Raw genomic sequence first — 22937 nt, forward strand, 5'->3', positions numbered from 1 at the left:
GCATAACCATGTCAGAGCAAATTCAAAGAATCAGCAGCAACGATTTCATGAGCGCTGTTACTGTCTTTAATCAGGTGATCTATCTTTCAGGCCAGGTGCCGAAAAACCCTGAAGCAGGCATTGAAGCGCAAACCAAAGACGTGCTGAAGACCATTGATGAGCTGCTGGCGCAGGCGGGCAGCGACAAAACCCGCATGCTGTCTGCGCAGCTGTTTCTGAAGAACCTTGCAGATTTTAAAACTGTGAATGCCATTTGGGCTGAATGGCTGAAAGACAGTCCGAAGCCGGCGCGCGCTACGATTCAGGCCGAGCTGGTCAATCCGGACTGGCTGATTGAAATTGCAGTCACTGCTGCGCAGCCTTAGGCCGCGCAGTTTTTGTATTGAATCTTCCATGCTTTTAACGGCAATTTGCGCTCAATAGGACATTGAGCCGCGCAGGCAGGCACTGGACACAGTGGCTGGCCGCGCCGTTGGAGGCATTAAATAAGGATATTAAAATGAGCCAAACGCATCAAGATGACGTGCAATCGTCGCCTCATGAGCTGCAGCGCAAGCTGTCCAACCGCCATTTGCAGCTGATCGCCATCGGCGGCGCCATTGGCACGGGCCTGTTTATGGGCTCAGGCAAAACCATTTCCCTTGCAGGGCCATCCATCCTGTTTATTTACATGATTATTGGCCTGATGTTTTTCTTTTTAATGCGCGCGCTGGGCGAAATCCTGCTGTCCAACCTGCATTACAAATCCTTTATTGATATGGCGCATGACCTGATTGGGCCGGGCGCCGGATACTATATCGGCTGGTCGTACTGGCTGGGCTGGATTCTGGTCGGCATTGCGGACTTGGCGGCCATTATCAACTACCTCAGTTTCTGGCTGCCGCCGGATATGGCCTTTACTCCGATGGGGCAGGCCTTAATCAGCGCCGGCTGCGTGCTGTTTGTGCTGGGCCTGAACCTGCTGACGGTCAAGCTGTTTGGCGAAATTGAATTCTGGTTTGCGCTGATCAAGATTTTAGCCATTTTAGGGCTGATTTTTATCGGCGGCTTTATGGTGTTCAATCATTTCCATGCGCCGGACGGCACGGTTTCAGGCTTCAGCAATGTCTGGGCGCACGGCGGCATGTTCCCTAAAGGCCTCGATGGCTTCTTAGCCGGCTTCCAGATTGCGCTGTTCGCCTTTGTCGGCGTGGAGCTGCTGGGCACCATGGCGGCTGAAACCAAAGACCCTGAAAAGAACCTGCCTAAGGCGGTGAATGCGATTCCAACGCGCATTATCCTGTTCTATGTGCTGTCTTTGTTTGTGGTGATGTCGGTAACGCCGTGGGATAAAATTCCAGCGGATCAAAGCCCGTTTGTCTCGCTGTTCCTGCATGCCGGCATTCCGACTTCCGCCATCATTATGAATCTGGTGGTGCTGTCTTCGGTAATGTCTTCAATGAACAGCGGCGTATTCTCGACCAGCCGCATGCTGTTCGGCTTGGCGCGCGGCGGCCAGGCGCCTCAGGCATTGGCGCGTTTGTCCAAGCGCGCGGTTCCTGCGCAGGGCCTGATCTTCTCCTGCCTGTTCATTATGGCGGGCGCCGGCCTGCAGTACTTTGTGCCGAATACCGTGGAAGCCTTTACGCTGGCCAGCTCCCTGTGCGTGATTCTGTTCATCAGCATCTGGGGCCTGATCATGGTGTGCTACCTGCGCTACCGCAAGCTTCAGCCGCAGAAGCATACGGATTCGACCTTTAAAATGCCGGGCGGCGTATGGATGAGCTATATTGTTCTGGCTTTCCTGCTGTTCGCGCTGGTTATTTTAAGCTTGGAGCCGGATACCTTGAAAGCGCTGAAAATCAGCCCGCTGTGGCTGGTGATTCTGGCGGTGACTTACCGGATGCTGTATCTGCCGAGGGTGAGAAAGCGCCAGCTGGAACAGCTGTAACTGCCCAATCCGCTTTTAAAAGCCCGCTTGCCTAAGCGGGCTTTTTTATGCGCGCAGTCCGGAAGGGCGCGCTTATTTGCCCAAACGGGATTTTTAAAATATGATGAAAATCAACAATTCAGCCTGCTGCCTGAAGCTGCGGCGATGATTTGAATATGAAAAGCCTGCATCGGCGGCATTCTTTAAAAACTTATAAATTAACAAGCGGTTTATGCGAAATTATAAAATAGACGTTCTCCGCGGCATCTGCATTCTTCTGGTGCTGCTCCACCACTTCAATATTCCCTATAAGCTGCATGATACTTTTTTAGGCATGCAGGTTTTTGGCGAAAGCCTCAGCACGCTGCTTGCGCGCAATGGCAATTACGGCGTGACCATGTTTTTTGTCATTTCCGGTTTCCTGATTACCCGGCACACGCTGCAGAGAAGTGGCTCGCTGGCGCAGATCCGGCTGAAGGATTTTTATATCCGCCGTACCGCGCGGATTGTGCCGTGCCTGCTGCTGCTGGCAGCCATGGTCACAGCGCTTGGCGCCTTGGGCTTGAAGCCCTTTATCAATCAGGCGCCGAACGGCATGGAGGTGCCTTATGGCTTGACGCTGGCTGCGGCTTTCACCTTCTGGATGAATATCCTGATTATTGAATACGGCTGGGTCAATTACGCGCTGGGCGTGCTGTGGTCCCTGTCGGTCGAAGAGGTATTTTATCTGGCATTTCCTGTGCTGTGTTTGGCGCTTGGCCGAGGCAAAGGTTTTATCATTTTCCTGCTCCTTGTTATTGGTTATGCGCCGTATTTCCGCGCCATGCATTTTGGCGAGGAAAGCGGCGCCTATCTGTATCACTATTTTTCCAGCTTTGACGGCATCGCCATCGGCTGCCTGACTGCTTTGGCAGCGCACAGGTTTCAGGGCGCAATGCCTCATCCGAAGCTGACGGCGGCTGCGGTTTCAGCCTTGATGGCGGCTTTATATCTTTATGCGCCGATTAAAGAGGTCAGCACTTGGGGCATCAGTGTTTTTGCCCTGCTTGCTGCGGTTTTAATTTTCTGTTTTGCGCAGGATGCAAAAATAGAAGCCAGTGCGCCATCGGCAAAAGCTTTGGCCTGGATTGGCCAGCGCAGCTATGAAATGTATTTGTTTCATTTAATTGTTCTGGGGCTGATGAAGGCCGCCTATTTCCCCAAAGAAACTCTGCCTGCCGAAAAGCTGATGCTGCTGCCGCTGTATTTTATTGCGGTGTTCATCTTAAGCTGGGCGGTTGAAAAATATTATTCAGCGCCGCTGAATCTGAAGATCCGCAGGAAATGGCTGAAGCCTTAAAACGCTGCCTGCGCGCTGCTTGGCGTATTCTCAGCATTTTTGCCGCGCGCATGCTCTTGCCCTTTAGCAAAGAGCTGGAGGAATTAGCGGATATAAAAAAGCCCCGAATCAATCGGGGCTTTTATTGGGTGCTTTTTAGAAGCTTGGCTTCACCACCACCAGAATCACTACAGCCAGTAAAATCACCGTCGGCATTTCATTAAAGAAGCGCCAGAACTTGTGCGACTTGTAGTGGGCGTTGCCAATCAATTTCTTGCGGTAATAGCCGCAGACAAAGTGGTAAATCACCAGCAGGCCAACCAGGCCGACCTTCAGATAGAACCACAGCGCTTCATGGTAGTGGCGGGTGGCATCGCCCCAGTCCACCAGAAAATGCGCGCTGATCAGCGTTGCGATCATTGCCGGCCACATGATGCCGCGGTACAGCTTGCGTTCCATTACTTCAAAACGCTGATGGCTGACCGTGTCATCGCTCATGGCGTGGTAAACATAAAGCCGCGGCAGGTAAAACAGCGCTGCAAACCAGCACACCACGGCAATAATATGTAATGCTTTTACCCAGAGGAAAGCATCAGAAGGAGCATCCATCAAGTCACCCTAAAATGGGCGGCTTAGCCTTCCCATTTTTTGAAAATGAGGCAGGCGTTTACGCCGCCAAAACCGAAACTGTTACTCATCACAGTATTCAGTTTTGCGTCGCGTTTTTCAAGTACGATGTCAAAGCCTTTCGCGCCTTCATCCAGCTCGGTCACGTTGATGTTCGGCGCAATAAAGTCATTCTGCATCATCAGAACCGAATAGATGGCTTCCTGCACGCCGGCGGCGCCTAAGCTGTGGCCTGTCATTGACTTGGTTGAGCTGAGCGGCGGCACTTGGCCTTCGCCGAAAGCGCGCTCCATGGCTTTCAGTTCTGTCACGTCGCCCGCAGGGGTCGATGTGCCGTGGGTATTCACATAGTCAATGGTGTCTGCGCCATGCTGCTTGGCTTCTTCCAAAGCCATCAGGATGCAGCGTGTCGCACCTTCGCCCGATGGCGCAACCATGTCCGCGCCGTCAGAGTTGGCTGCGTAGCCCACTACTTCAGCTAAGATGTTCGCGCCGCGCGCCTGCGCATGCTCCAGAGACTCCAGCACCACAAAGCCGCCGCCGCCGGCGATCACAAAGCCGTCGCGGTCAGCAGAGTAAGGGCGTGACGCAGTTTCCGGCGTGTCATTGTATTTAGAGCACAGTGCGCCCATGGCATCAAACAGCAGGCTTTGCGACCAGTGGTCTTCTTCGCCGCCGCCGGCCAGCATTAAGTCCTGCTTGCCCAATTGAATCAGGTTGTAGGCATAGCCGATTGCATCTGCAGACGTTGCGCAGGCGCTGGTGATGGTGTGCGCAATGCCCTGCATTTTAAAGGCAACGCCGACGTTGGCGGTAATGGTGTTGGACATGTTGCGCGGCACAAAAAACGGGCCGACTTTGCGCGCGCCTTTGGTGTCCAGCAGTTCTTTCATTTCCACCACAGAGGCGGTAGAGCCGCCGCCTGAACCGCCGGCAATGCCGTAGCGCGGGTTGCCGCCAATCTGTTCAGCGGTTAAGCCGGCATGCTCAACGGCGGCCAAGGCTGCGTTATAGGCATACATGGCGCATACGCCCATAAAGCGCTTCAGGCGGCGGTCAATGCCGTCAAAGTCCTGTTCAGCGGCTGCGCTGACATGGCTTTTAAAATTCATTTCCGCATAAATGGGGTTAAAACGTGTTCCTGAAATCCCGTTTTGCAAAGAGTGAGTGACATCTTCCAATGTATTACCAATGCATGAGTTAATGCCCATGCCAGTGATTACAACACGTTTCATCTACAGATCCCTTTTATGGCGTGGCTGAGCCGCCCCTGAACATGGTTGCCATGGACAGGCGGCGTGTGGCTCAAGTTTTTGAATTGAGTTCATGATAGCAGAAAGATTTTTGAATTCTTATGGCAAATCCTATGCCTATTTAGGCTGGCGCGCACGGCGGCGCCTCCTGCGCGCGGGTTAACTAAAAGATACACAAAAATATTGAGATAAACGCAGACAGCACCTAGTATTTATCAATAATTTCAAGAATTGGAACAGCGGGGGAAAGAATGGCGGATTCTAATAATAAGCATGCAGCGGGTTTCCTGTCAGATGCCTTTGGAGTGGCTAAAAAGCTCAGCACGGCAGGCGTGTCGCTGCTGAATCACGCTGCGCCGGATTCGGTCAGCAGGATTGCGCCCTCTGCAAATTATGCGCAGGCCATAGAAGGCGCTGCGCAGCCCCAGCGCATTTTTGCATCAAAAAGCTATGAGCACCCGCAGCAGCTCCTGCGCGAGCATCTGCCGAATGTTTCGCGCCAGCTGCTGGGGCGCCACTACAGCAGGGTCAATAATGTGGCGCATTTTGTGTCGCCGCAGCTGTCAGAAAAAATTTCAGATTATTTATTCGAGCAGCTGAATCAGTTCAGCTCCAGCCTCAGCTCGGTGGATGACGTGCTGGATCAGGCCGGCGTGCGCGATCTGGAAGAGCTCACGCAGGATGCCGGCCGCTCCCGGCGCCTCAGCCAGGCTTTGGCGGAACAGAATAAATGGATTGCTTCGCTGCAGGGCGCGCTGACCGGGGCCACCGGCGCAGTGGGGGCGGCCATAGACATTCCGGCCTCGCTGGTCATGGCGCTGCGGGTGATCTATCAGGTTGGGCGCTCTTACGGCTTTGACCTGAGCAAGGAAAGCGATCAGGACATCGTGCAGCATATTTTCAAACAGATTGATTTGGGCCTGATTGCGGAAAAGCAGGCGGTGCTGATGGCTCTGAAAACCCTTTCCAGCACCATTCAGAGCAGCGATCTCAGCCAGCTGCAGCAGATGCTGGGTTCAGGCAATGACACCGAAATGCTGAAAAAGTACTTAATGGATGAAAACGGGCAGTATAAATGGCCGTGGCTGAATCAGCTGCCGAAAGTTTCTGTGCTGGACAAGCTGGCCAAGCTGACGCCGTTCGCCAGCGCAGGTGTAGGCGCTGTGTACAGCTGGCGCCTGGTGGATGAAGCCAATCAGAAGGCGCAGCAGGTGTTTTCGCATGCGCGCGAATATTTAATTCAGCATGCGGATCTGCAGCTGCCGCCGCTGGCTGCCTATGAAAAGTCTTTAGAGCTGCTGGCGCAGGCTGGGCCGAAGCTGCTGGAATCCATCAAGTCCATTGAAAGCAGCCTGAAAGAGCCGGTGCTGGATCAGCCGATTGAAATTTCCGGCAATCAGAATATCAGCCAGGTCAAAGTGCTGAAGAAATCTCATGCGGCTCCGGCCAGCACGGAAGAAAAAACCGCGCAAGTCGCTGATGAGCTGAATGCCTTGGCGAAAAAGGAAGTCGCGCCCAGCGCTGCCGTGCCGCCGCAGCAGCCCGCTTTAGCGGCGGCTGAAGATGGCTTTCCCGATAATGATTTTCTCGAGGAAGGCTTTTCCGATGGCAGTTTTGCCGGCAGCGGGCTTGCGGCGGGTGAGCTTGCAGGCAATGATGCGGCAGCGCTGAATGACGCGCCAGCCGCAGCTGCCGAAGCGGGGCAGGCCGCTGAGCCGCCTAAAAAGCCGGCTAGGAAAAGAGTTACAAAAAAACCGGCGAATGATGCGCAGAAATAAGCTGCTTATTCATGAGAAAAACTCCGGTTAAAACTTGATCCGCTCAAGATTTGGCGCTGTGCTGAATCTTGACCATTTTTGCATCCTGAATTACAATTGCATGCCCTCAAAAAGCAGTATGTTTTTGGGGCTTTTTATTAACGGGAGAATTGCCAAATGGCAACAACAAATCAGTTGATCCGCAAGGGTCGTACGACTTTAGTTGAAAAATCTAAAGTTCCTGCGTTGAAGGCTTGTCCGCAGCGTCGTGGTGTTTGTACACGTGTTTACACAACTACACCTAAAAAACCTAACTCAGCAATGCGTAAAGTTTGCCGTGTGCGCTTAACTTCAGGTTTTGAAGTTTCCAGCTACATCGGCGGTGAAGGCCATAACCTGCAAGAGCACAGTGTTGTTCTTATCCGCGGCGGCCGTGTTAAAGACTTACCGGGTGTACGTTACCACACCGTTCGCGGTTCTTTAGACTGTGCTGGCGTTAAAGACCGTAACCAGTCACGTTCTAAATACGGTACTAAGCGTCCTAAGAAGTAATTTTTAAGAAATAGCTTCTTAAGACTGCATACCGCAATCCTTTATCGTCTCGCTTGTCTGATTTCTGCATTAATTTTGTGAAATTCAAGCGACGTGTAGTAAGGCCAGCGAAAGCGCACGACACTTTGCGCTACTGCTGGATTAACCTGAAGTGTCATATATATAGGTAGTTTAAAATGCCAAGACGTCGCGTAGTTGCTGCTCGTGAAATCCTTCCGGATCCTAAGTTCAGCAGCCAAACAATCGCTAAATTCATGAACCACGTAATGCAAGATGGTAAAAAATCTATTGCTGAAAGTATCGTTTACGGTGCTTTAGACCGCGTTCAAGAAAAAAACAAAGTAGACCCGGTTGAATTTTTTGAAGCTACGCTTGAAAAAGTTCGCCCTATGGTTGAAGTAAAAGCACGCCGTGTCGGCGGTGCTACTTATCAAGTACCTATGGAAGTGCGCCCATCCCGTCGTACTGCCTTAGCTATGCGTTGGTTGGTAGACTCTGCTGCTAAGCGTTCTGAAAAAACTATGGCTTTACGTCTTGCTGGCGAGCTGCTTGATGCAGCTGAAGGCAAAGGCGCAGCGATCAAAAAACGTGAAGACGTGCACCGTATGGCTGAAGCCAACAAAGCCTTCTCTCACTACCGTTTCTAAGCGGATAAAACAGGCCCTATCAGGAGGGTGGCAGTTGGCTTCACTAAACTGTCATCAAAGCGCTTTAAGCTGCCCAGCGGCTTAAAGCGTCCTGTTTTAAACAACAAAATTTAGGAATGCAAGAAATCATGGCTCGTCAAACCCCAATTTCTCGTTATCGTAACATTGGTATTTCTGCGCACATTGATGCTGGTAAAACCACAACTACAGAACGTATTTTGTTCTACACAGGTGTATCTCACAAAATTGGTGAAGTGCATGATGGTGCAGCAACAATGGACTGGATGGAGCAAGAGCAGGAACGTGGTATTACCATTACTTCTGCTGCTACGACTACATTCTGGTCAGGTATGTCTAAACAGTTCCCTGAACACCGTATCAACGTAATTGATACACCGGGACACGTTGACTTCACAATTGAAGTTGAACGTTCTATGCGTGTTCTTGATGGTGCGTGTATGGTTTACTGTGCTGTAGGCGGTGTTCAGCCTCAGTCTGAAACTGTATGGCGTCAAGCGAACAAATACCAAGTGCCTCGTTTAGCATTCGTGAACAAGATGGACCGTACTGGCGCCAACTTCTTCCGTGTTGTTGAACAAATGAAGACACGTTTAGGTGCAGCTCCTGTACCTGTAGTAATCCCTGTTGGCGCTGAAGAAAACTTCCAAGGCGTAATCGACTTGATCGAAATGAAAGCGATCATTTGGGATGAAGCTTCACAAGGCATGCAGTTCGAATACGGTGAAATCCCGGCTGAACTTCAAGCTACTGCTGAAGAATGGCGCACCAACATGGTTGAAGCTGCTGCTGAAGCTTCTGAAGAGCTAATGGACAAATACCTAGAAGAAGGCGAACTATCTAAAGAAGATATCGTTGCTGGTCTACGTGTTCAAACTTTGGCTTGTCAAATTCAACCAATGCTTTGCGGTACAGCGTTCAAAAACAAAGGTGTTCAACGTATGTTGGACGCAGTAATTGAATTCTTACCGTCGCCTACAGAAGTTAAAGCGATTGAAGGTGTTCTTGACGACAAAGCTGAAACTAAAGCGATTCGTGAAGCATCTGACGAAGCTCCGTTCTCTGCGCTTGCGTTCAAAATCATGAACGACAAATTCGTAGGTAACTTAACTTTCGTACGTGTTTACTCTGGTGTTCTTAAGCAAGGTGATTCTGTTTATAACCCAGTTAAATCTAAACGTGAACGTATCGGCCGTATCGTGCAAATGCACGCGAACGATCGTCAAGACGTTGAAGAAATCCGCGCGGGCGACATCGCTGCGTGTGTAGGCCTGAAAGACGTAACTACAGGCGACACGCTGTGTGATGAGAAAAACATCATTACACTTGAGCGTATGGAATTCCCAGAGCCAGTAATTGCATTGGCTGTTGAACCAAAAACTAAAGCTGACCAAGAAAAAATGTCAATTGCTTTAGGCCGTTTGGCTAAGGAAGATCCATCATTCCGCGTTCGTACTGACGAAGAGTCAGGTCAAACAATTATTGCTGGTATGGGTGAACTTCACCTTGACATCATTGTTGACCGTATGAAGCGTGAATTCGGTGTTGAAGCAAACATTGGTAAACCAATGGTTTCTTACCGCGAAACGATTAAAAAATCGGTTGAGCAGGAAGGCAAATTCGTACGTCAAACTGGTGGTAAAGGTAAATTTGGTCACGTATACGTACGTTTAGAGCCAATGGATCCTGAATCAGAAAAAGATTACGAATTCGTTGAAGAAGTTGTTGGCGGTGTAGTTCCTAAGGAATTCTTCGGTGCTGTGGATAAAGGTATCCAAGAGCGTATGAAGAATGGTGTCCTTGCTGGTTACCCAGTTGTTGGCATTAAAGCTACATTGTTTGACGGTTCTTACCACGATGTCGATTCGGACGAATTATCGTTCAAAATGGCAGGTTCTTACGCCTTCCGTGACGGTTTTATGAAAGCAGATCCTATCTTGCTTGAACCGATCATGAAAGTTGAAGTAGAAACTCCAGAAGACTACATGGGCGATATCATGGGTGACTTAAACCGTCGCCGCGGTATGGTTCAAGGTATGGATGACTTGCCTGGCGGTACTAAAGCAATTAAAGCTGAAGTTCCACTTGCAGAGATGTTTGGTTACGCGACTCAAATGCGTTCTATGTCTCAAGGCCGTGCAACATACTCTATGGAATTTGCTAAATATGCTGAAACACCGCGTAACGTGGCTGAAGGCATCATTTCTAAGTTCCAGTCTGGCGGTAAAAAAGGTGACGACGAGTAATCTTTCGATTACTATAATCCCCAACTAATTTATAGTTAAAAACCAAGTGCTCATGCAGCGTTCCTGCATGGGCAGTTTAAAAAGGAAGATCTCATGGCTAAGGCTAAGTTTGAACGTAATAAGCCACACGTTAACGTGGGCACAATCGGTCACGTTGACCATGGTAAAACAACTTTAACAGCTGCTATTGCAACTGTATGTGCTAAAACTTTTGGCGGCGAAGCGAAAGACTACGCTGCAATTGACTCTGCACCTGAAGAAAAAGCGCGCGGTATTACAATTAATACTTCTCACGTAGAATACGATTCTTCAATCCGCCACTACGCTCACGTAGACTGCCCGGGCCACGCCGATTATGTTAAAAACATGATTACTGGTGCTGCTCAGATGGACGGCGCGATCCTTGTATGTGCTGCGACTGACGGTCCTATGCCGCAAACTCGTGAACACATCCTTCTGTCTCGCCAAGTAGGCGTTCCATACATCGTTGTATTCTTAAACAAATGCGACCTTGTAGACGACGAAGAACTGCTTGAACTGGTAGAAATGGAAGTTCGTGAACTTCTTTCTACTTATGATTTCCCAGGCGACGACACTCCAGTAATTCGCGGTTCAGCGCTTCTTGCGCTTAACGGTGACCAAGGTCAATACGGCGAGCCAGCTGTAGTTGCTCTTGTTGAAGCGCTTGATTCTTACATTCCAGAGCCAGAGCGCGCTATCGACAAAGCATTCCTGATGCCAATCGAAGACGTATTCTCTATTTCTGGCCGCGGTACAGTAGTAACTGGCCGTGTTGAATCAGGTATCGTGAAAGTAGGCGAAGAAGTTGAAATCGTTGGTATCAAAGATACAGTTAAAACAACTGTAACTGGCGTAGAAATGTTCCGTAAGCTTCTTGACGAAGGCCGTGCGGGCGAGAACTGTGGTGTTCTTCTTCGCGGTACTAAGCGTGAAGACGTTCAGCGCGGTCAAGTATTGGCTAAGCCGGGCGCAATCAAGCCGCACACTAAATTCGATGCGGAAGTATACGTACTTTCTAAAGAAGAAGGCGGCCGTCACACTCCATTCCTTAACGGCTACCGTCCACAGTTCTACTTCCGTACAACTGACGTAACTGGCGCGATCAAGCTGCAAGACGGCGTTGAAATGGTTATGCCTGGCGACAACGTTGAAATGTCAGTAGAACTGATCCACCCGATCGCAATGGACGCTGGCTTACGCTTCGCGATCCGTGAAGGCGGCCGTACAGTTGGTGCTGGTGTTGTTGCGAAAGTAATTGCATAATCACGAATTGTGTGAAAAAAGCGTCCCTTAGGGGCGCTTTTTTTATGCCTGAATTTTCTTGCGGGAAATTGTCAGACAATATTTCTGCAAGCTGTCCCCGGCTGATAATTTACTGGCCTTAACTGCGCTTAAAGAAAAACGATAAAAACGTAAGATAAAAACATGAAAATAACTATAAGTTTTTAAGTGAATGCTTCACTTGAAAGGAGTAATCGTATGAATGCAAAAGTAAAGATCAGCCGCCGCGCCGGCGCAAGCTTTCCCGTCCGGCGCATGAGCTTCGATTTTGACCGTGTTCCGGAATACTGGATGAACGGCTCTGCAGGGCTGACCCATTTTATGACGGCGCTGTCCGCATTATTTCCGGCAGGCGAAAAATTCTTTATAGACAGTGTGCGGGCAGTGCGCCAGCACCCGCAAATTCAAGGCAATCCAGCGCTGCAGAAGGAAATCAGCGCCTTTATTGGCCAGGAAGCCATGCATACGCAGGAGCACGCAGGCTTTAATGCATCTGCGCAAAAGTACGGCCATGATGTAGAGCGCCTGGACAGAATGACTGAGCGCGTCATTCAAGGCATGCGCAAGGCCTTTGCATTTGCCGGCAGGCCTGCAGGCATTACGCAGGAAATGGTGGATCTGACGGCGACAACGGCGCTGGAGCATTTTACCGCCACAATCGCATCGCAGCTGCTGACGAATCCGCATATCCAGCAGCTCATGGCCGATGAAACCATGAAAACCATGTGGCTGTGGCATGCGGTTGAAGAAAATGAGCACAAAGCGGTGGCTTATGATGTTTTTGAAGCGGTGTTCGGCAAAGGCTTCAAGGCTTATGCGCTGCGCACAGGCTCTTTGGTGACCGCCATGCTGGCGCTGTTTGCCGTGCAGAGTTACTTTGTCCTGCGCCTGCTGCAGGATGACCGGCAGCTGAATTTAGCGGCGCTGAAAGATATTTATACCTACGGCTACAGCCCGTCTAAAGGCATTATTGCCGGCATGGGCAGGGAAATGCTGGCGTATTTCCGCCCGGGCTTTCATCCAAATGATCTGGATACAGCAGGCCTGCTGGATGCATGGAGGGAAAAGCTGGGATTCTAATGTCAGGCTGCCGCTGCATCTGACGCTTTGAGTGGCGTAAGCCGCTCTTTTTTTTGCTCGATTTTTTTCATAAAGTTTTTATAATTCGCTATTCCTGTAACTGAAAAAAGATGAACGGACATGATTCGCTTGATGAATGCCTCCGATGCAGCCGATGCAGCGGAAATTGAAAGCCTGGTGCAGAGCCATCCGTGGACAAAAAAGCAGTTTGAGGAATCTGCGGCTGCGCATCAAAGCACGGTGATTGAACTGCAGGGCAAGGTGGCGGGCTTCTGCATTCTGCAGCCGGTGCTGGATGAGGCCAATCTGCTGCTGATGGCGGTGCATCCAAGCCAGCAAGGCAAAGGGCTGGGCTATCAGCTGCTGGAGCAGTCCATTGCGATGCTGAAAAACAATCCTGTGCAAATTTTTCTGGAAGTGCGGGAAAGCAATAAGCCGGCAATTCAGCTTTACGAAAAATCCGGCTTTCACCAGATTGACCTGCGCAAAAACTATTATCCTAAGGCGGACGGAACGCGCGAGCATGCCATTATTATGGTCAAGGCCTGCAGCGATGACTTTTCCAAACTGTTCAGGTAGCGCGCCTATTTGATGATGGAGTTGTTCCAGCCGGAGGGCAGGGTTGTCATTAAGGAATCGCCCAATTGCGTGATTTCTTCAGCAGTCAGCGTGCGGTTCAGCCTGCGCCATTGCCCGTCCAGCAGAAGCTCCAGCGGAATGTATTCCGATTTGTAATTCATCTTATCGGAATGCGGTACCCAGTAGCCTAAGTAGATATAGTCCAGATTCAGCTTTTTTGCATATTCGATCTGCTTTAAGATCGCGAAAACGCCCAGCGAGCGCCGGTTTTCATCCGGGTCAAAAAACGTATATACCGCAGAAAGCCCGTCATCCAGAGGGTCGCAGGTCGAAACGCTGATCAGGCGGCTGCCCTGCCACAGCTCTAGAAAGAAGCTGTCGGTGCAGCTGTGAATCAGGAATTTTTCAAACTGGTCATGGCTGGGCGGAAACATGTCGCCGTCGGCATGCCGTTCAATAATATAGCGCTCATACAGGGCGTAGTGGATTTCAGAGGCATCCTGCGGGCGGGTTATCTTCAGGCTAAGATCCTGATTGCGCTTCCAGGCTTTTTTCTGCTTGCTGTTCATGGCAAAGTCGCGCACAGGAACGCGCGAGGACAGGCACTGGCGGCAGAGGTGGCATTCCGGCCGGTAGACAAAATCGCCGCTGCGCCTGAAGCCCATGCGGGACAGCTCGGACAGCGTAACTACGTCAATGCGGTGCACTGGATCTAAAAACACCATGCGCGCAGATTTTTTTGCCAGATAGCTGCAGTCATGCGGCGGCGTGATGTAATACTGCAATTCATTCAACAGGGATTTTGGGTGATAAGAGTTCATGTCAAATATCCCTCTCTATTCTTGTGATCTGGCCAGCTGCTAGTCAATCAGCCGGGCATTTTGCGCTATTGTTTTACTTGAAAATACACTGTCCTGATACTTTTTCCAATCGACAGGGGGGTGTTTTATCACATCTTGTAACGAATTAAGGTATGCGTGGCGAGAAAGTGTACAGGCGCCTAAGCTCAGCAGGTGGTCATTCACCAGCTGGCAATCCACCCACGGCAGGCGGTTTTCCAGCCCCAGCAGCATCAGCGCATAAAATGCCATTTTTGAGGCGTCGGTTTGCGTGCTGAACATCGATTCGCCGAAACAGCCATGGCCGATGCAGATGCCGTACAGGCCGCCAACTACCCGGTCATTGTCCCAGACTTCCACGCTGTAGCCATAGCCGGCTGCAAACATTTGGCAGTAGCCCTGAATAATCTCTTCGCTGATCCAGGTTTCGTCGGCATAGCTGCGCGGCAGCGAGCAGGCGCGGATGACGCTTTCAAAGGCATGATTGACTGTAATTTTATAGTCCATTTTTTTCATGCTGCGGACCAGGGATTTGCTGGGATGATAGTCCTGCGGGCGGATGATGCAGCGCGGCTCTGGACTCCACCAGCAAATCGGCTCGCCTTCGGAAAACCATGGAAACAGGCCATGCGTATAGGCTTCAAGCAGGGTGGAAGGGGAGAGGTCGGCGCCAATGCAAATCAGCCCTTGGCCTTCGGGATCCGCTTCAGCCGGATCGGGAAAGATATATTCTGAAGCGGGCAGGGTTTGCATCATCATTGAGTCACTGGCAATAAAATCATGAATCATCATACATAAAAAAACCGCCCTGAGCGGGCGGCCTTTTTAAATGCCGGAGATTACTGGCCCAAAGCATCCAGATATTTTTCTGCATCCAGCGCCGCCATGCAGCCTGAACCGGCAGAGGTGATCGCTTGGCGGTAAACGCTGTCAGCGATGTCGCCGGCTGCAAATACGCCCGGAATTGAGGTTTGAGTGGCGTTGCCGGCCGTGCCGCTCTGCACTTGGATATAGCCGTCACGCAGGTTTAGCTGGCCTTCAAACATGCCGCTGTTCGGCTTATGGCCAATTGCGACAAATAAGCCGGTAACTTCAACATCTTGCTTAGAACTGTCTTGGGTAGACTGCAGGCGGACTGAGGTGACGCCGGACTTGCTGTCGCCCAGGACTTCATCGACCTGATGATTCCAGATGATGCTGATTTTGCCTTCTTTCTCTTTTTCAAAAAGATGGTCCTGCAGGATCTTCTCAGAGCGCAGCGTGTCGCGGCGGTGCACTAGAGTCACATGCGATGCAATATTGGAAAGGTACAGCGCTTCTTCAACAGCGGTATTGCCGCCGCCCACCACCATGACTTTCTGGCCCTTATAGAAGAAGCCGTCACAGGTTGCGCAGGCGCTGACGCCTTGGCCCATAAAGGCTGCTTCTGATTCAAGGCCTAAATACTGCGCGGTTGCGCCTGTGCAGATAATCAGCGCATCGCAGGTGAATTCGTCCATGTCGCCTTTCAGCACAAATGGGCGGACGCTTAAATCCACTTCATTGATATGGTCATAGACAATTTCAGTGCCGAAGCGTTCCGCATGCGCCTGCATGCGCTCCATCAGCGCAGGGCCGGTTAAGCCTTCCGGATCGCCCGGCCAGTTGTCCACGTCAGTGGTGGTGGTGAGCTGGCCGCCCAGCTGCAGGCCAGCAATCAGTGTCGGCTTTAAGTTGGCGCGGGCAGCATAGACTGCTGCGCTGTAGCCGGCAGGGCCTGAACCGAGAATAATCAAACGTGAGTGGCGAGCGCTCATCTGAGGCATCCTTTTTTATATGAAAATTTTCCGAATTATACGTGAAAGATGCCGGCTGTTGTGCGGGATTAAGGCCGATATTACTGATCATGCAAATCGATTTGAGCTATATAGGCTGCAGTTAACAACTTACATCAATAATCATGCATCTTTTTTGTTGCAACAGGTGCATAATAATGAGCTATTGCAACGCTTTTTGAAGCATAACAGCAAACAAAAACATTCATGAAGAATTGGCTACAGGACAGTATATGACAGCGGTGTCGGGTGCTTATGCACAGCGCTTAGTAATGACATTATTTTTAGTCTCGTTTGGGATTTATCTGTTTCTTGCAACAGTAACGTATACGCCATTTGACCCGGGCTGGATGCACATTTCCAGCGATACCCAGCAGGTATCCAATGCCAGCGGCGTTGCCGGCGCCTGGATTGCGGATTTGCTGTTCGGCTTTCTCGGTTGGGCAAGCCTGCTGATTCCTGTCTATTTCTTTGCTGAGGCCGTGCAGGTATGGTGGCCGCACAGTTTCCTCAACCGGCCATTCCGCTATGCGGCGCAGTTTTTTATCCTGCTGGCCAGCGCCAGCCTGCTGTTCCTGTTCTGGCAAGTGCCGGCGGATACGCTGGATAACGCCTCCGGCGGCATTATCGGCTATGAGCTGGGCGGCAGCCTGGAAAGCCTGCTGACCGTGTATGGCGCGGTGCCGCTTTTGCTGGCGTTCTGGATTCTGCTGTTTACTTTGGCTTTCGGCGTCAAGTGGAACCGCACTTGGGCGACCCTGAAAGCCGCGCCGGCTTATCTGCAGGATTTATTTTACCGCAATGTGCCGGAGTCTGAGTCGGCATTTGACCGCACTGCGCCGCCGGCGAAAAAGCCGGCCGCTGCTGCGCCTGCCAAAGCGCCTGCAGACATTGCGCCGGCGCCGGAGCATCGGCCGGTTGAGGTTGACCCGGTGGTGCGCGACCGCGCCGCCGAGCGCCTGTTTGAAGATATTGCGCATAAAGAGTGGTCTTCTGCGCAGGAGCAGGCGCAGCAGCAAGAAGCGGAAGAGCCGGAAGATGCGGAAGAGCCGGAAGATGCGGATCTGGAGCGCACTCTGGAAAAGGCGCACCGCCTAGAGCAGGACAGCCAGCGCGTTGTCGCGACCGGAGAAGTCTGGCGCGCGCTGCATTCCGCTGAAGACCAGCGCCATAAGCAGGATATTGACGCCTTGCTGAAAGCGGCTGAAGAACAGCAGCCTCACAGTCCGGCGGGGCATTTCCAGCAGGTGGTGCATCCGTCAGCGCCCGCTGAAGCGCCGGATCGGGCCAAGCAGCCCAATGTGGACTGGGATGATGACGAAATTTTTGATGAGCTGCTGGCGGCCGTGCCGAACAGTAAAACCGCTACAGATGTGCATACGCCGTTTAATCAGCCTGAAGCTGCGGCGCCACTGCACCTGGTGGATGATGCAGCTTCAACAATTTCAATAGCTCAAGAGATTTCAACAGCTACATCAGCTTCAGCAGTTCCAGAGGTTTCAGCAGTTCCAGAGGTTTCAGCAGCTTCAATTGTTTCGATGGCTGCAGCGGCTTCCGTTGCTCCGCCTGCGCCTCAGTCCGGATTAGACACGGAGCTGGATGATCTGGACGGCTTGCTGGTGAATGATTTGGAGCCGTCGCAGGCGCTGCGCGCTACCAGCAGCTATGCGCAGTCTTCGCCTCTGGTCAGAGCTGAAATTCAAACCAGTTTCAATCCGCCGGCGCAGCAGTCCTATGTTTCAGAAGATGAAAAAGCGCTGATTGCTTCCAGCAAGGACGCCTTCCGCGATGTTTGGCAAGATACGGCAGGCAAGCCGGCCGAGCCTGATTTTGACGAAGAAGACGACTTTGATTTTGATGCGCCGCTGACCGACGCTTCAGGCCGCCCAATGTCGCGCGCCATGCAGGTTGCGCAAAAGCGCCGCGACCTGCCGCCGCTGCCGGGCCTGGACTTACTGGATGATGTCGATCCGGATAAAAAAGTGAACTTCACCGCGGAGCAGCTGGCGCGCCTGTCTGAGCTGCTGGAAATCAAGCTGCAGGAATTCAATGTCAAAGCGCAGGTGGTGGAAGCCCAGCCGGGCCCTGTCGTTACGCGGTTTGAGCTGGATCTGGCGCCGGGGGTCAAAGCCTCTAAAGTCACCAATATTTCCCGCGACTTGGCGCGCTCCATGTCCATGGCCTCTGTGCGTGTGGTGGAAGTCATTCCGGGCAAACCGTATATCGGCATTGAAGTGCCGAACAGCGCGCGCGAAATGGTCCGCTTGATTGAATTGTTGACCATTCCGGCGTTTACTGACCCAAACAGCATACTCTCCATGGCGATGGGCAAGGATATTTCCGGCAATCCGGTGATTGCCGATTTGGGCAAAGCGCCGCATATGCTGGTCGCGGGCACTACAGGTTCAGGCAAATCGGTTGCGGTAAACTCGATGATCCTGTCGATGCTGCTGAAATACACTCCGGATCAGCTGCGCCTGATTCTGATTGACCCGAAACAGCTGGAGCTGGCCAACTATAACGATATTCCGCATTTGCTGACGCCTGTTGTGACCGACATGAAAGATGCGGTCAGCGCATTGAACTGGTGCGTAAATGAAATGGAGCGGCGCTACAAGCTGATGTCGTTCCTGAAAATCCGCAAGCTCAGCGACTATAACCGCAAAGTGGAAGAGGCGATTGCCAGCGGCGAAGACCTGATTGACCCGACATGGAAAGCCAGCGACTCCGTTGCCGGCGAGCGCGCGCCGCGCCTGCAGCCGCTGCCGTCAATTGTGATTGTGGCGGATGAATTCGCCGACATGATTATGCAGGTCGGCAAGAAAGCCGAAGAAATGATTACCCGCCTGGCGCAGAAATCGCGCGCCGCGGGCATTCATTTGCTGCTGGCGACACAGCGCCCGTCGGTGGATGTGATTACCGGCCTGATTAAAGCCAATATTCCAACCCGCGTGGCGCTGCGCGTCAACAGCAAGATTGACTCGCGCACCATTCTGGATGCGGGCGGGGCGGAAGACCTGCTTGGCCACGGCGACATGCTGTTCCTTGGGCCGGGCAAAATTGAGCCGGAACGCGTGCATGGCGCATTCATTGCCGATGATGAAGTCAACCGGATTTGCGACGCCTGGCGCGAGCGCGGTGAGCCGGATTATGTGGATGAAATTTTAACCCCATATGATGAAGAGCCTGCATCGCGCGGCTTTGAAGAGGGCGACGGCGGCTCTGACCGCGATGCCCTGTATGACCAGTGCGTTTCATTTGTGCTGGAAACCCGCAAAGCATCAACCTCTTCGCTGCAGCGAAAATTCAGCCTCGGCTATAACCGCGCAGCGCGGATTATTGATCAGATGGAAGAAAACGGCATTGTCGGCTCCATGGGCGCGAACGGCAAGCGCGATATTCTGGTCTGAACCGGCAGCTGCAGTGAGCCGGACTCACTGCAGCTGATCTGAAAGTATAAAGGCAGCGAAAAGCAGCAGCCAGAAAATAGCGCCGATGATAATTAAAAGGATCTGCGGAATACTGAAGCTCCGCGCTTCAATGATGTTCAGCTCATGGGTATTGCGCTTGGCATGGTTCAGCGCCTGAAATGCCGGAATCAGGAAGATAAAGGCAAACACTGAAACCAGCCAATACGGGTCAGGCAGCCTGGCCAGCAGTGAGAGGATAAGGAAGCCTCCATACAGGAATCCTGTGGAAAAATCACACGCCGCGCCGCGCTGTTCAGCATAATCTTTAATTTCATCCAGCAGGCGGTACAGGAAAATCAGCGCAAATACGGCCCGGGCCGCGGGCATAATATCCAGCCGGTCTTTCTGCATGAAAAAGCGCCAGGCTTCAAACATCCACCAGATCGGATAAAGTCCGAAAGAAATCACCGATAAAAATATGAATTTATTCAGGCTGATGATTTTTTGCGCTTGCATTGCAGCATTCTGTACAGCTGTTTCTTCTAAAGTGCGGCCTGCATCTGGCATAGCAATCTTTTCTTATATAATTCAATAGACTGCAAATATAGAAATAATCTGTTGTGAGATCAAGAGTTTATTAAAAGTTTGCCCTGCATGCAATGATAGAATCTGAATGGCTGGGGAGCAGCTGGAGCAGATGAGGCATGACTGTTTTTGCACAGGCCGGCTTTTTATGCATCGAAATAAAACATCTCCTGCGCCAGCTGAATAAACGCTCTGGCCGCCGGGCTGGCAGACTGGGTATCCTTCACCGCAAGGCCAATTTGGCGCTGGGTGTTGGGCGTCAGCGGGCGCTTCACCACATTGGGATGCAGCTGCAGCAGCTCAGGCGTCATCGACATATCCGCGACAATCGCCACGCCTTCCTGCAGATTCACCATATTTAAAATGGTCAGCAGCTGCGACATCTGATACTGGATTTTCGGCTGCACGCCATGCCGGCGCAGGAGCTGTTCAACATGGGTCTGGCTGCCGGCTTTAGTCAGAATAAAGGGATAATGGGCCAGCTCCTGAATATTCAGCTGCGCGTGCCGGGCAATCGGGTAGGACGCCGGTATCAGCGCAATGAAAATATCCTGCAGCAGCGGAAAAGTGTCCAAATGCGGGCGGGGCAGCACGGCAAAGCCGACATCGACCTGGCGCTGCTGAATCCACTGCGCTACTTCATGATCCGTGCCTTCTTCAACATAAATTTCAATATGCGGATAGCGCTGCCGGTAAGCTTTCAGCAGTTCCGGCAGCAGGTGTATGGACGCCGATGCGCCGAATGAGCCGATGCGCAGCGTGCCTTGCTGAATGCCGAGCGAGGCGCTGACCTCCTGCTGCATGATTTGCGCGGTATTCAGCAGTTCTTTGGCGTGCTGCAGCAGCTGCCGGCCAATATGCGTCAGTTCAATCTGATTCTGCTCGCGGGTCATCAGGCGGACATTCCAATGCTTCTCCAGCGACTTTAAGGCATGGGAAACTGCAGACTGGGTAATGTTCAGCTGCCTGGCTGCTAAAGTAAAACTCTGATATTCCGCAACTAAAACAAAAATTTCCAGCTGGGTAAAGGTCATAGGCATATGAGCATCCGCTCATTTTGGCATGAGGATGAATGAGGATTATATTGTGGGCTGATTAAAAGTGAAAGCGCGCCGCGGGCGCATATGGATGCAGCGATGAACCTGATCATGGCTTTATTTCCGCTGGCAGTTCTGATTGCCATGGGATATCTGCTGAAACGGACGCAGTTTGTGCAGGATGAATTCTGGGGCAATTCCGAAAAGCTGAATTATTTTATTCTGTTTCCCATTCTGCTGTTCAGCAATCTGGCTGATGTGCAGCTGGATTTGAATGCAGTTTTCAGCATGCTGGCAGCGTTAAGCGCGGTGATTTTCAGCATCAGCGCGGTGTTCTGGCTGCTGAAGAAGCTGTACCGCATTCCGCCTGCCCGTTTCGGCGTCTATCTGCAAAGCCATGTGCGCTTTAACACTTATATTGGCCTGTCGCTGATGGGTACGCTGTATGGCGCGCAGGGCATGCAGCTGTTCGCCATGCTGATTGCAGTAGCCATTCCCGCGGTGAATGTGCTGTCTGTGATGTCCTTTGCGCAAGGCCGGCAGGGCCAGTTTGGCAAAACCCTGCTGTCCATTGTTAAAAATCCGCTGATTTTAGGCTGCGCGGCGGGCGTGCTGTTCAACCTTTCAGGCTTCAGCCTGTTTTCCGGCCTGCAGTCCCTGCTGAAAATTTTAGCCGCCGCGAGCCTGCCTTTGGGGCTGCTGTCCGTCGGCGCTGCCTTGCAGTTTAAGCAATTGCGCCATGATTTATTGGCTCTGTCGTGGAATACCGCAGGGCGGCTGATTGCAATGCCGTGCTTTGCCTATGCGGTTTGTCATTGGATTGGGCTGAATTCGCTGGAAAGCGCCATTGTGGTGACCTTCTTTGCGCTGCCGACAGCTTCGGCGGCTTATATTTTAACGCGCTATTTCCGCGGCGACAGCCAGCTGATGGCGGGTGTGATCAGCATGCAGACGCTGTGTTTCGCCGCCAGTTTTCAGCTGCTGGCGCAGCTGCTGTTCTGACTTTTCTTATGCTGTAAAAAAGCCTGCAGATGCATGATGCTGATCAGTTAAGCGTAATTTTATTATTACGGATTGATAAATCTCCCCTAACCCCTCTTTAAAAAAGAGGGGAACATCCTTGAATTCAATACCGTATTGAATTCCGAAACGCTCCCTCCTTTGAAAAAGGTGAGTAGCACTGCTACGCAAGGGGAGGATTAAAAGTGCTTAACTGACGGGCATTGCTGCAGATGCAGGCTTTAATCCGGCTAAGCCGCTTAAGCAAACTTGGCTAAAACGTCCAGAAAGCCTGCGCTTTGGCGCGGATACTGCGCAATCACCTCATGAATGCGCTGGCCTTCAGGGTTCAGCGCATTGACATCGCGGCCGTCAGCAGTGAATTGCGTCAGCAGGCGTTCATAGTCCGCCGGGCGCATATGCTTGAAAGCATGGTAAAGCACGTGAAAGTCGCCGTTTACGCCTTCAGGAGGCAGCTGATTCAGATAGGCAAATACGCGCTCGTCAGACCATTCTTCGTTAAACGTTGCAGGCTGAGACAATGCCATCGCAATCTCCTTGGTATTTTTTTGAAAATAAAAAAAGGCAAAATAACTTGCGGCATGAAACTGGGTAAAGCTGCGCTTTATTCATCCAGTCTCATGCCGCATATTCTGCCTTGATTCAATTTGCTTGACTAATCAGAAATCAGATTATCGCTCTTCAGGCAAATTGATATTCATTTCGAGCATTTCAAGATTCGCTTCAGAGCGCACAGACATTTGAATATGCTGCTCATCTACGCCGCGCACATAGCGGTTCACGACCTGCATGATTTCAGTTTTCATTTGGTCAATTTTTTCCTGGCTTAGGCGCTTGCCCAGGCCCTGTTCAGACGCAACAATGACTTTCAGGCGGTCTTTTGCGGTTTGCGCGCTAGACGGTTTGTCGTCACTGCTGAAAAGTTTGCTCCAGAATCCTGCCAT

At 51.6% G+C, this 22937-nt stretch carries 21 protein-coding genes; 12 read left to right on the forward strand and 9 right to left on the reverse strand.

The window, feature by feature from the left end; translation table 11 throughout:
• The first annotated feature begins 8 nt into the window (after positions 1 to 8).
• From BEN74_RS14525 to BEN74_RS14535, 3 genes are all read left to right on the forward strand, one after another.
• The gene (locus BEN74_RS14525; protein WP_068908393.1) at positions 9 to 365 is read left to right on the forward strand and encodes a RidA family protein; all 357 of its coding nucleotides are present in this window, start codon (positions 9 to 11) and stop codon (positions 363 to 365) included.
• Between the two features lie 134 nt (positions 366 to 499).
• On the forward strand, positions 500 to 1930 hold the full coding sequence (locus BEN74_RS14530) for an amino acid permease (RefSeq protein WP_068908555.1): 1431 nt from the start codon (positions 500 to 502) through the stop codon (positions 1928 to 1930).
• A gap of 211 nt (positions 1931 to 2141) precedes the next feature.
• The gene (locus BEN74_RS14535; RefSeq protein WP_068908391.1) at positions 2142 to 3248 is read left to right on the forward strand and encodes an acyltransferase family protein; all 1107 of its coding nucleotides are present in this window, start codon (positions 2142 to 2144) and stop codon (positions 3246 to 3248) included.
• A 135-nt stretch (positions 3249 to 3383) separates the two neighbouring features.
• Here BEN74_RS14535 and hemJ read toward each other — a convergent pair whose 3' ends face one another.
• Together hemJ and BEN74_RS14545 are read right to left on the reverse strand one after the other, a co-directional pair.
• A complete protein-coding gene (gene hemJ, locus BEN74_RS14540) occupies positions 3384 to 3836 on the reverse strand; it encodes a protoporphyrinogen oxidase HemJ (protein ID WP_068908389.1) in 453 nt (150 codons plus the stop codon).
• Positions 3837 to 3859: 23 nt separating this feature from the next.
• On the reverse strand, positions 3860 to 5089 hold the full coding sequence (locus tag BEN74_RS14545; RefSeq protein WP_068908386.1) for a beta-ketoacyl synthase N-terminal-like domain-containing protein: 1230 nt from the start codon (positions 5087 to 5089) through the stop codon (positions 3860 to 3862).
• 269 nt (positions 5090 to 5358) lie between these two features.
• On the opposite strand from BEN74_RS14545, the gene BEN74_RS14550 reads away from it, so the two are divergent.
• From BEN74_RS14550 to rimI, 7 genes are all read left to right on the forward strand, one after another.
• Positions 5359 to 6885, forward strand: coding sequence for an EcsC family protein (locus BEN74_RS14550; protein ID WP_068908384.1), 1527 nt, complete (start codon positions 5359 to 5361; stop codon positions 6883 to 6885).
• Between the two features lie 156 nt (positions 6886 to 7041).
• Complete coding sequence (gene rpsL, locus BEN74_RS14555; protein WP_002050319.1) at positions 7042 to 7416, forward strand: 30S ribosomal protein S12; 375 nt, start codon at positions 7042 to 7044, stop codon at positions 7414 to 7416.
• Positions 7417 to 7592: 176 nt separating this feature from the next.
• On the forward strand, positions 7593 to 8063 hold the full coding sequence (gene rpsG, locus BEN74_RS14560; RefSeq protein ID WP_068908382.1) for a 30S ribosomal protein S7: 471 nt from the start codon (positions 7593 to 7595) through the stop codon (positions 8061 to 8063).
• Between the two features lie 128 nt (positions 8064 to 8191).
• Entirely contained in the window at positions 8192 to 10327 is a 2136-nt protein-coding gene (gene fusA, locus BEN74_RS14565) for an elongation factor G (RefSeq protein ID WP_068908553.1), read from the forward strand.
• 93 nt (positions 10328 to 10420) lie between these two features.
• A complete protein-coding gene (gene tuf, locus BEN74_RS14570) occupies positions 10421 to 11611 on the forward strand; it encodes an elongation factor Tu (RefSeq protein WP_119285052.1) in 1191 nt (396 codons plus the stop codon).
• Positions 11612 to 11827: 216 nt separating this feature from the next.
• Positions 11828 to 12709 (forward strand): metal-dependent hydrolase, encoded by an 882-nt coding sequence (locus BEN74_RS14575; protein WP_068910665.1) that lies wholly within the window; start codon positions 11828 to 11830, stop codon positions 12707 to 12709.
• 120 nt (positions 12710 to 12829) lie between these two features.
• Positions 12830 to 13288, forward strand: coding sequence for a ribosomal protein S18-alanine N-acetyltransferase (gene rimI / locus BEN74_RS14580; protein WP_068910664.1), 459 nt, complete (start codon positions 12830 to 12832; stop codon positions 13286 to 13288).
• A 5-nt stretch (positions 13289 to 13293) separates the two neighbouring features.
• Here rimI and BEN74_RS14585 read toward each other — a convergent pair whose 3' ends face one another.
• The 3 genes from BEN74_RS14585 to trxB form a co-directional block, all read right to left on the reverse strand.
• On the reverse strand, positions 13294 to 14109 hold the full coding sequence (locus BEN74_RS14585; RefSeq protein WP_068910663.1) for an arginyltransferase: 816 nt from the start codon (positions 14107 to 14109) through the stop codon (positions 13294 to 13296).
• A 39-nt stretch (positions 14110 to 14148) separates the two neighbouring features.
• Positions 14149 to 14880 carry a leucyl/phenylalanyl-tRNA--protein transferase gene (aat, locus tag BEN74_RS14590; protein WP_068910670.1) on the reverse strand — a complete coding sequence of 244 codons (732 nt, stop codon included), beginning with the start codon at positions 14878 to 14880 and terminating at the stop codon, positions 14149 to 14151.
• Between the two features lie 86 nt (positions 14881 to 14966).
• On the reverse strand, positions 14967 to 15923 hold the full coding sequence (gene trxB, locus BEN74_RS14595; RefSeq protein WP_068910662.1) for a thioredoxin-disulfide reductase: 957 nt from the start codon (positions 15921 to 15923) through the stop codon (positions 14967 to 14969).
• Positions 15924 to 16174: 251 nt separating this feature from the next.
• Between trxB and BEN74_RS14600 the strand changes: the two genes are divergently transcribed.
• A complete protein-coding gene (locus BEN74_RS14600; RefSeq protein WP_068910661.1) occupies positions 16175 to 19351 on the forward strand; it encodes a DNA translocase FtsK in 3177 nt (1058 codons plus the stop codon).
• 24 nt (positions 19352 to 19375) lie between these two features.
• Here the strand turns inward: BEN74_RS14600 and BEN74_RS14605 are convergent, their stop codons facing one another.
• Both BEN74_RS14605 and BEN74_RS14610 read right to left on the reverse strand, forming a co-directional pair.
• Complete coding sequence (locus BEN74_RS14605; RefSeq protein WP_068910660.1) at positions 19376 to 19918, reverse strand: hypothetical protein; 543 nt, start codon at positions 19916 to 19918, stop codon at positions 19376 to 19378.
• 164 nt (positions 19919 to 20082) lie between these two features.
• Positions 20083 to 20970 (reverse strand): LysR family transcriptional regulator, encoded by an 888-nt coding sequence (locus tag BEN74_RS14610; RefSeq protein WP_068910659.1) that lies wholly within the window; start codon positions 20968 to 20970, stop codon positions 20083 to 20085.
• Between the two features lie 102 nt (positions 20971 to 21072).
• On the opposite strand from BEN74_RS14610, the gene BEN74_RS14615 reads away from it, so the two are divergent.
• Positions 21073 to 21975, forward strand: coding sequence for an AEC family transporter (locus BEN74_RS14615; RefSeq protein ID WP_068910669.1), 903 nt, complete (start codon positions 21073 to 21075; stop codon positions 21973 to 21975).
• 257 nt (positions 21976 to 22232) lie between these two features.
• On the opposite strand, the gene BEN74_RS14620 is transcribed toward BEN74_RS14615, so the two are convergent.
• The gene (locus BEN74_RS14620; RefSeq protein ID WP_068910658.1) at positions 22233 to 22520 is read right to left on the reverse strand and encodes a PA4642 family protein; all 288 of its coding nucleotides are present in this window, start codon (positions 22518 to 22520) and stop codon (positions 22233 to 22235) included.
• Positions 22521 to 22664: 144 nt separating this feature from the next.
• Complete coding sequence (gene minE / locus BEN74_RS14625; protein ID WP_068910657.1) at positions 22665 to 22937, reverse strand: cell division topological specificity factor MinE; 273 nt, start codon at positions 22935 to 22937, stop codon at positions 22665 to 22667.

Source organism: Acinetobacter sp. WCHAc010034, assembly GCF_001696615.3.
In the GTDB taxonomy this organism is placed as follows: Bacteria; Pseudomonadota; Gammaproteobacteria; order Pseudomonadales; family Moraxellaceae; genus Acinetobacter.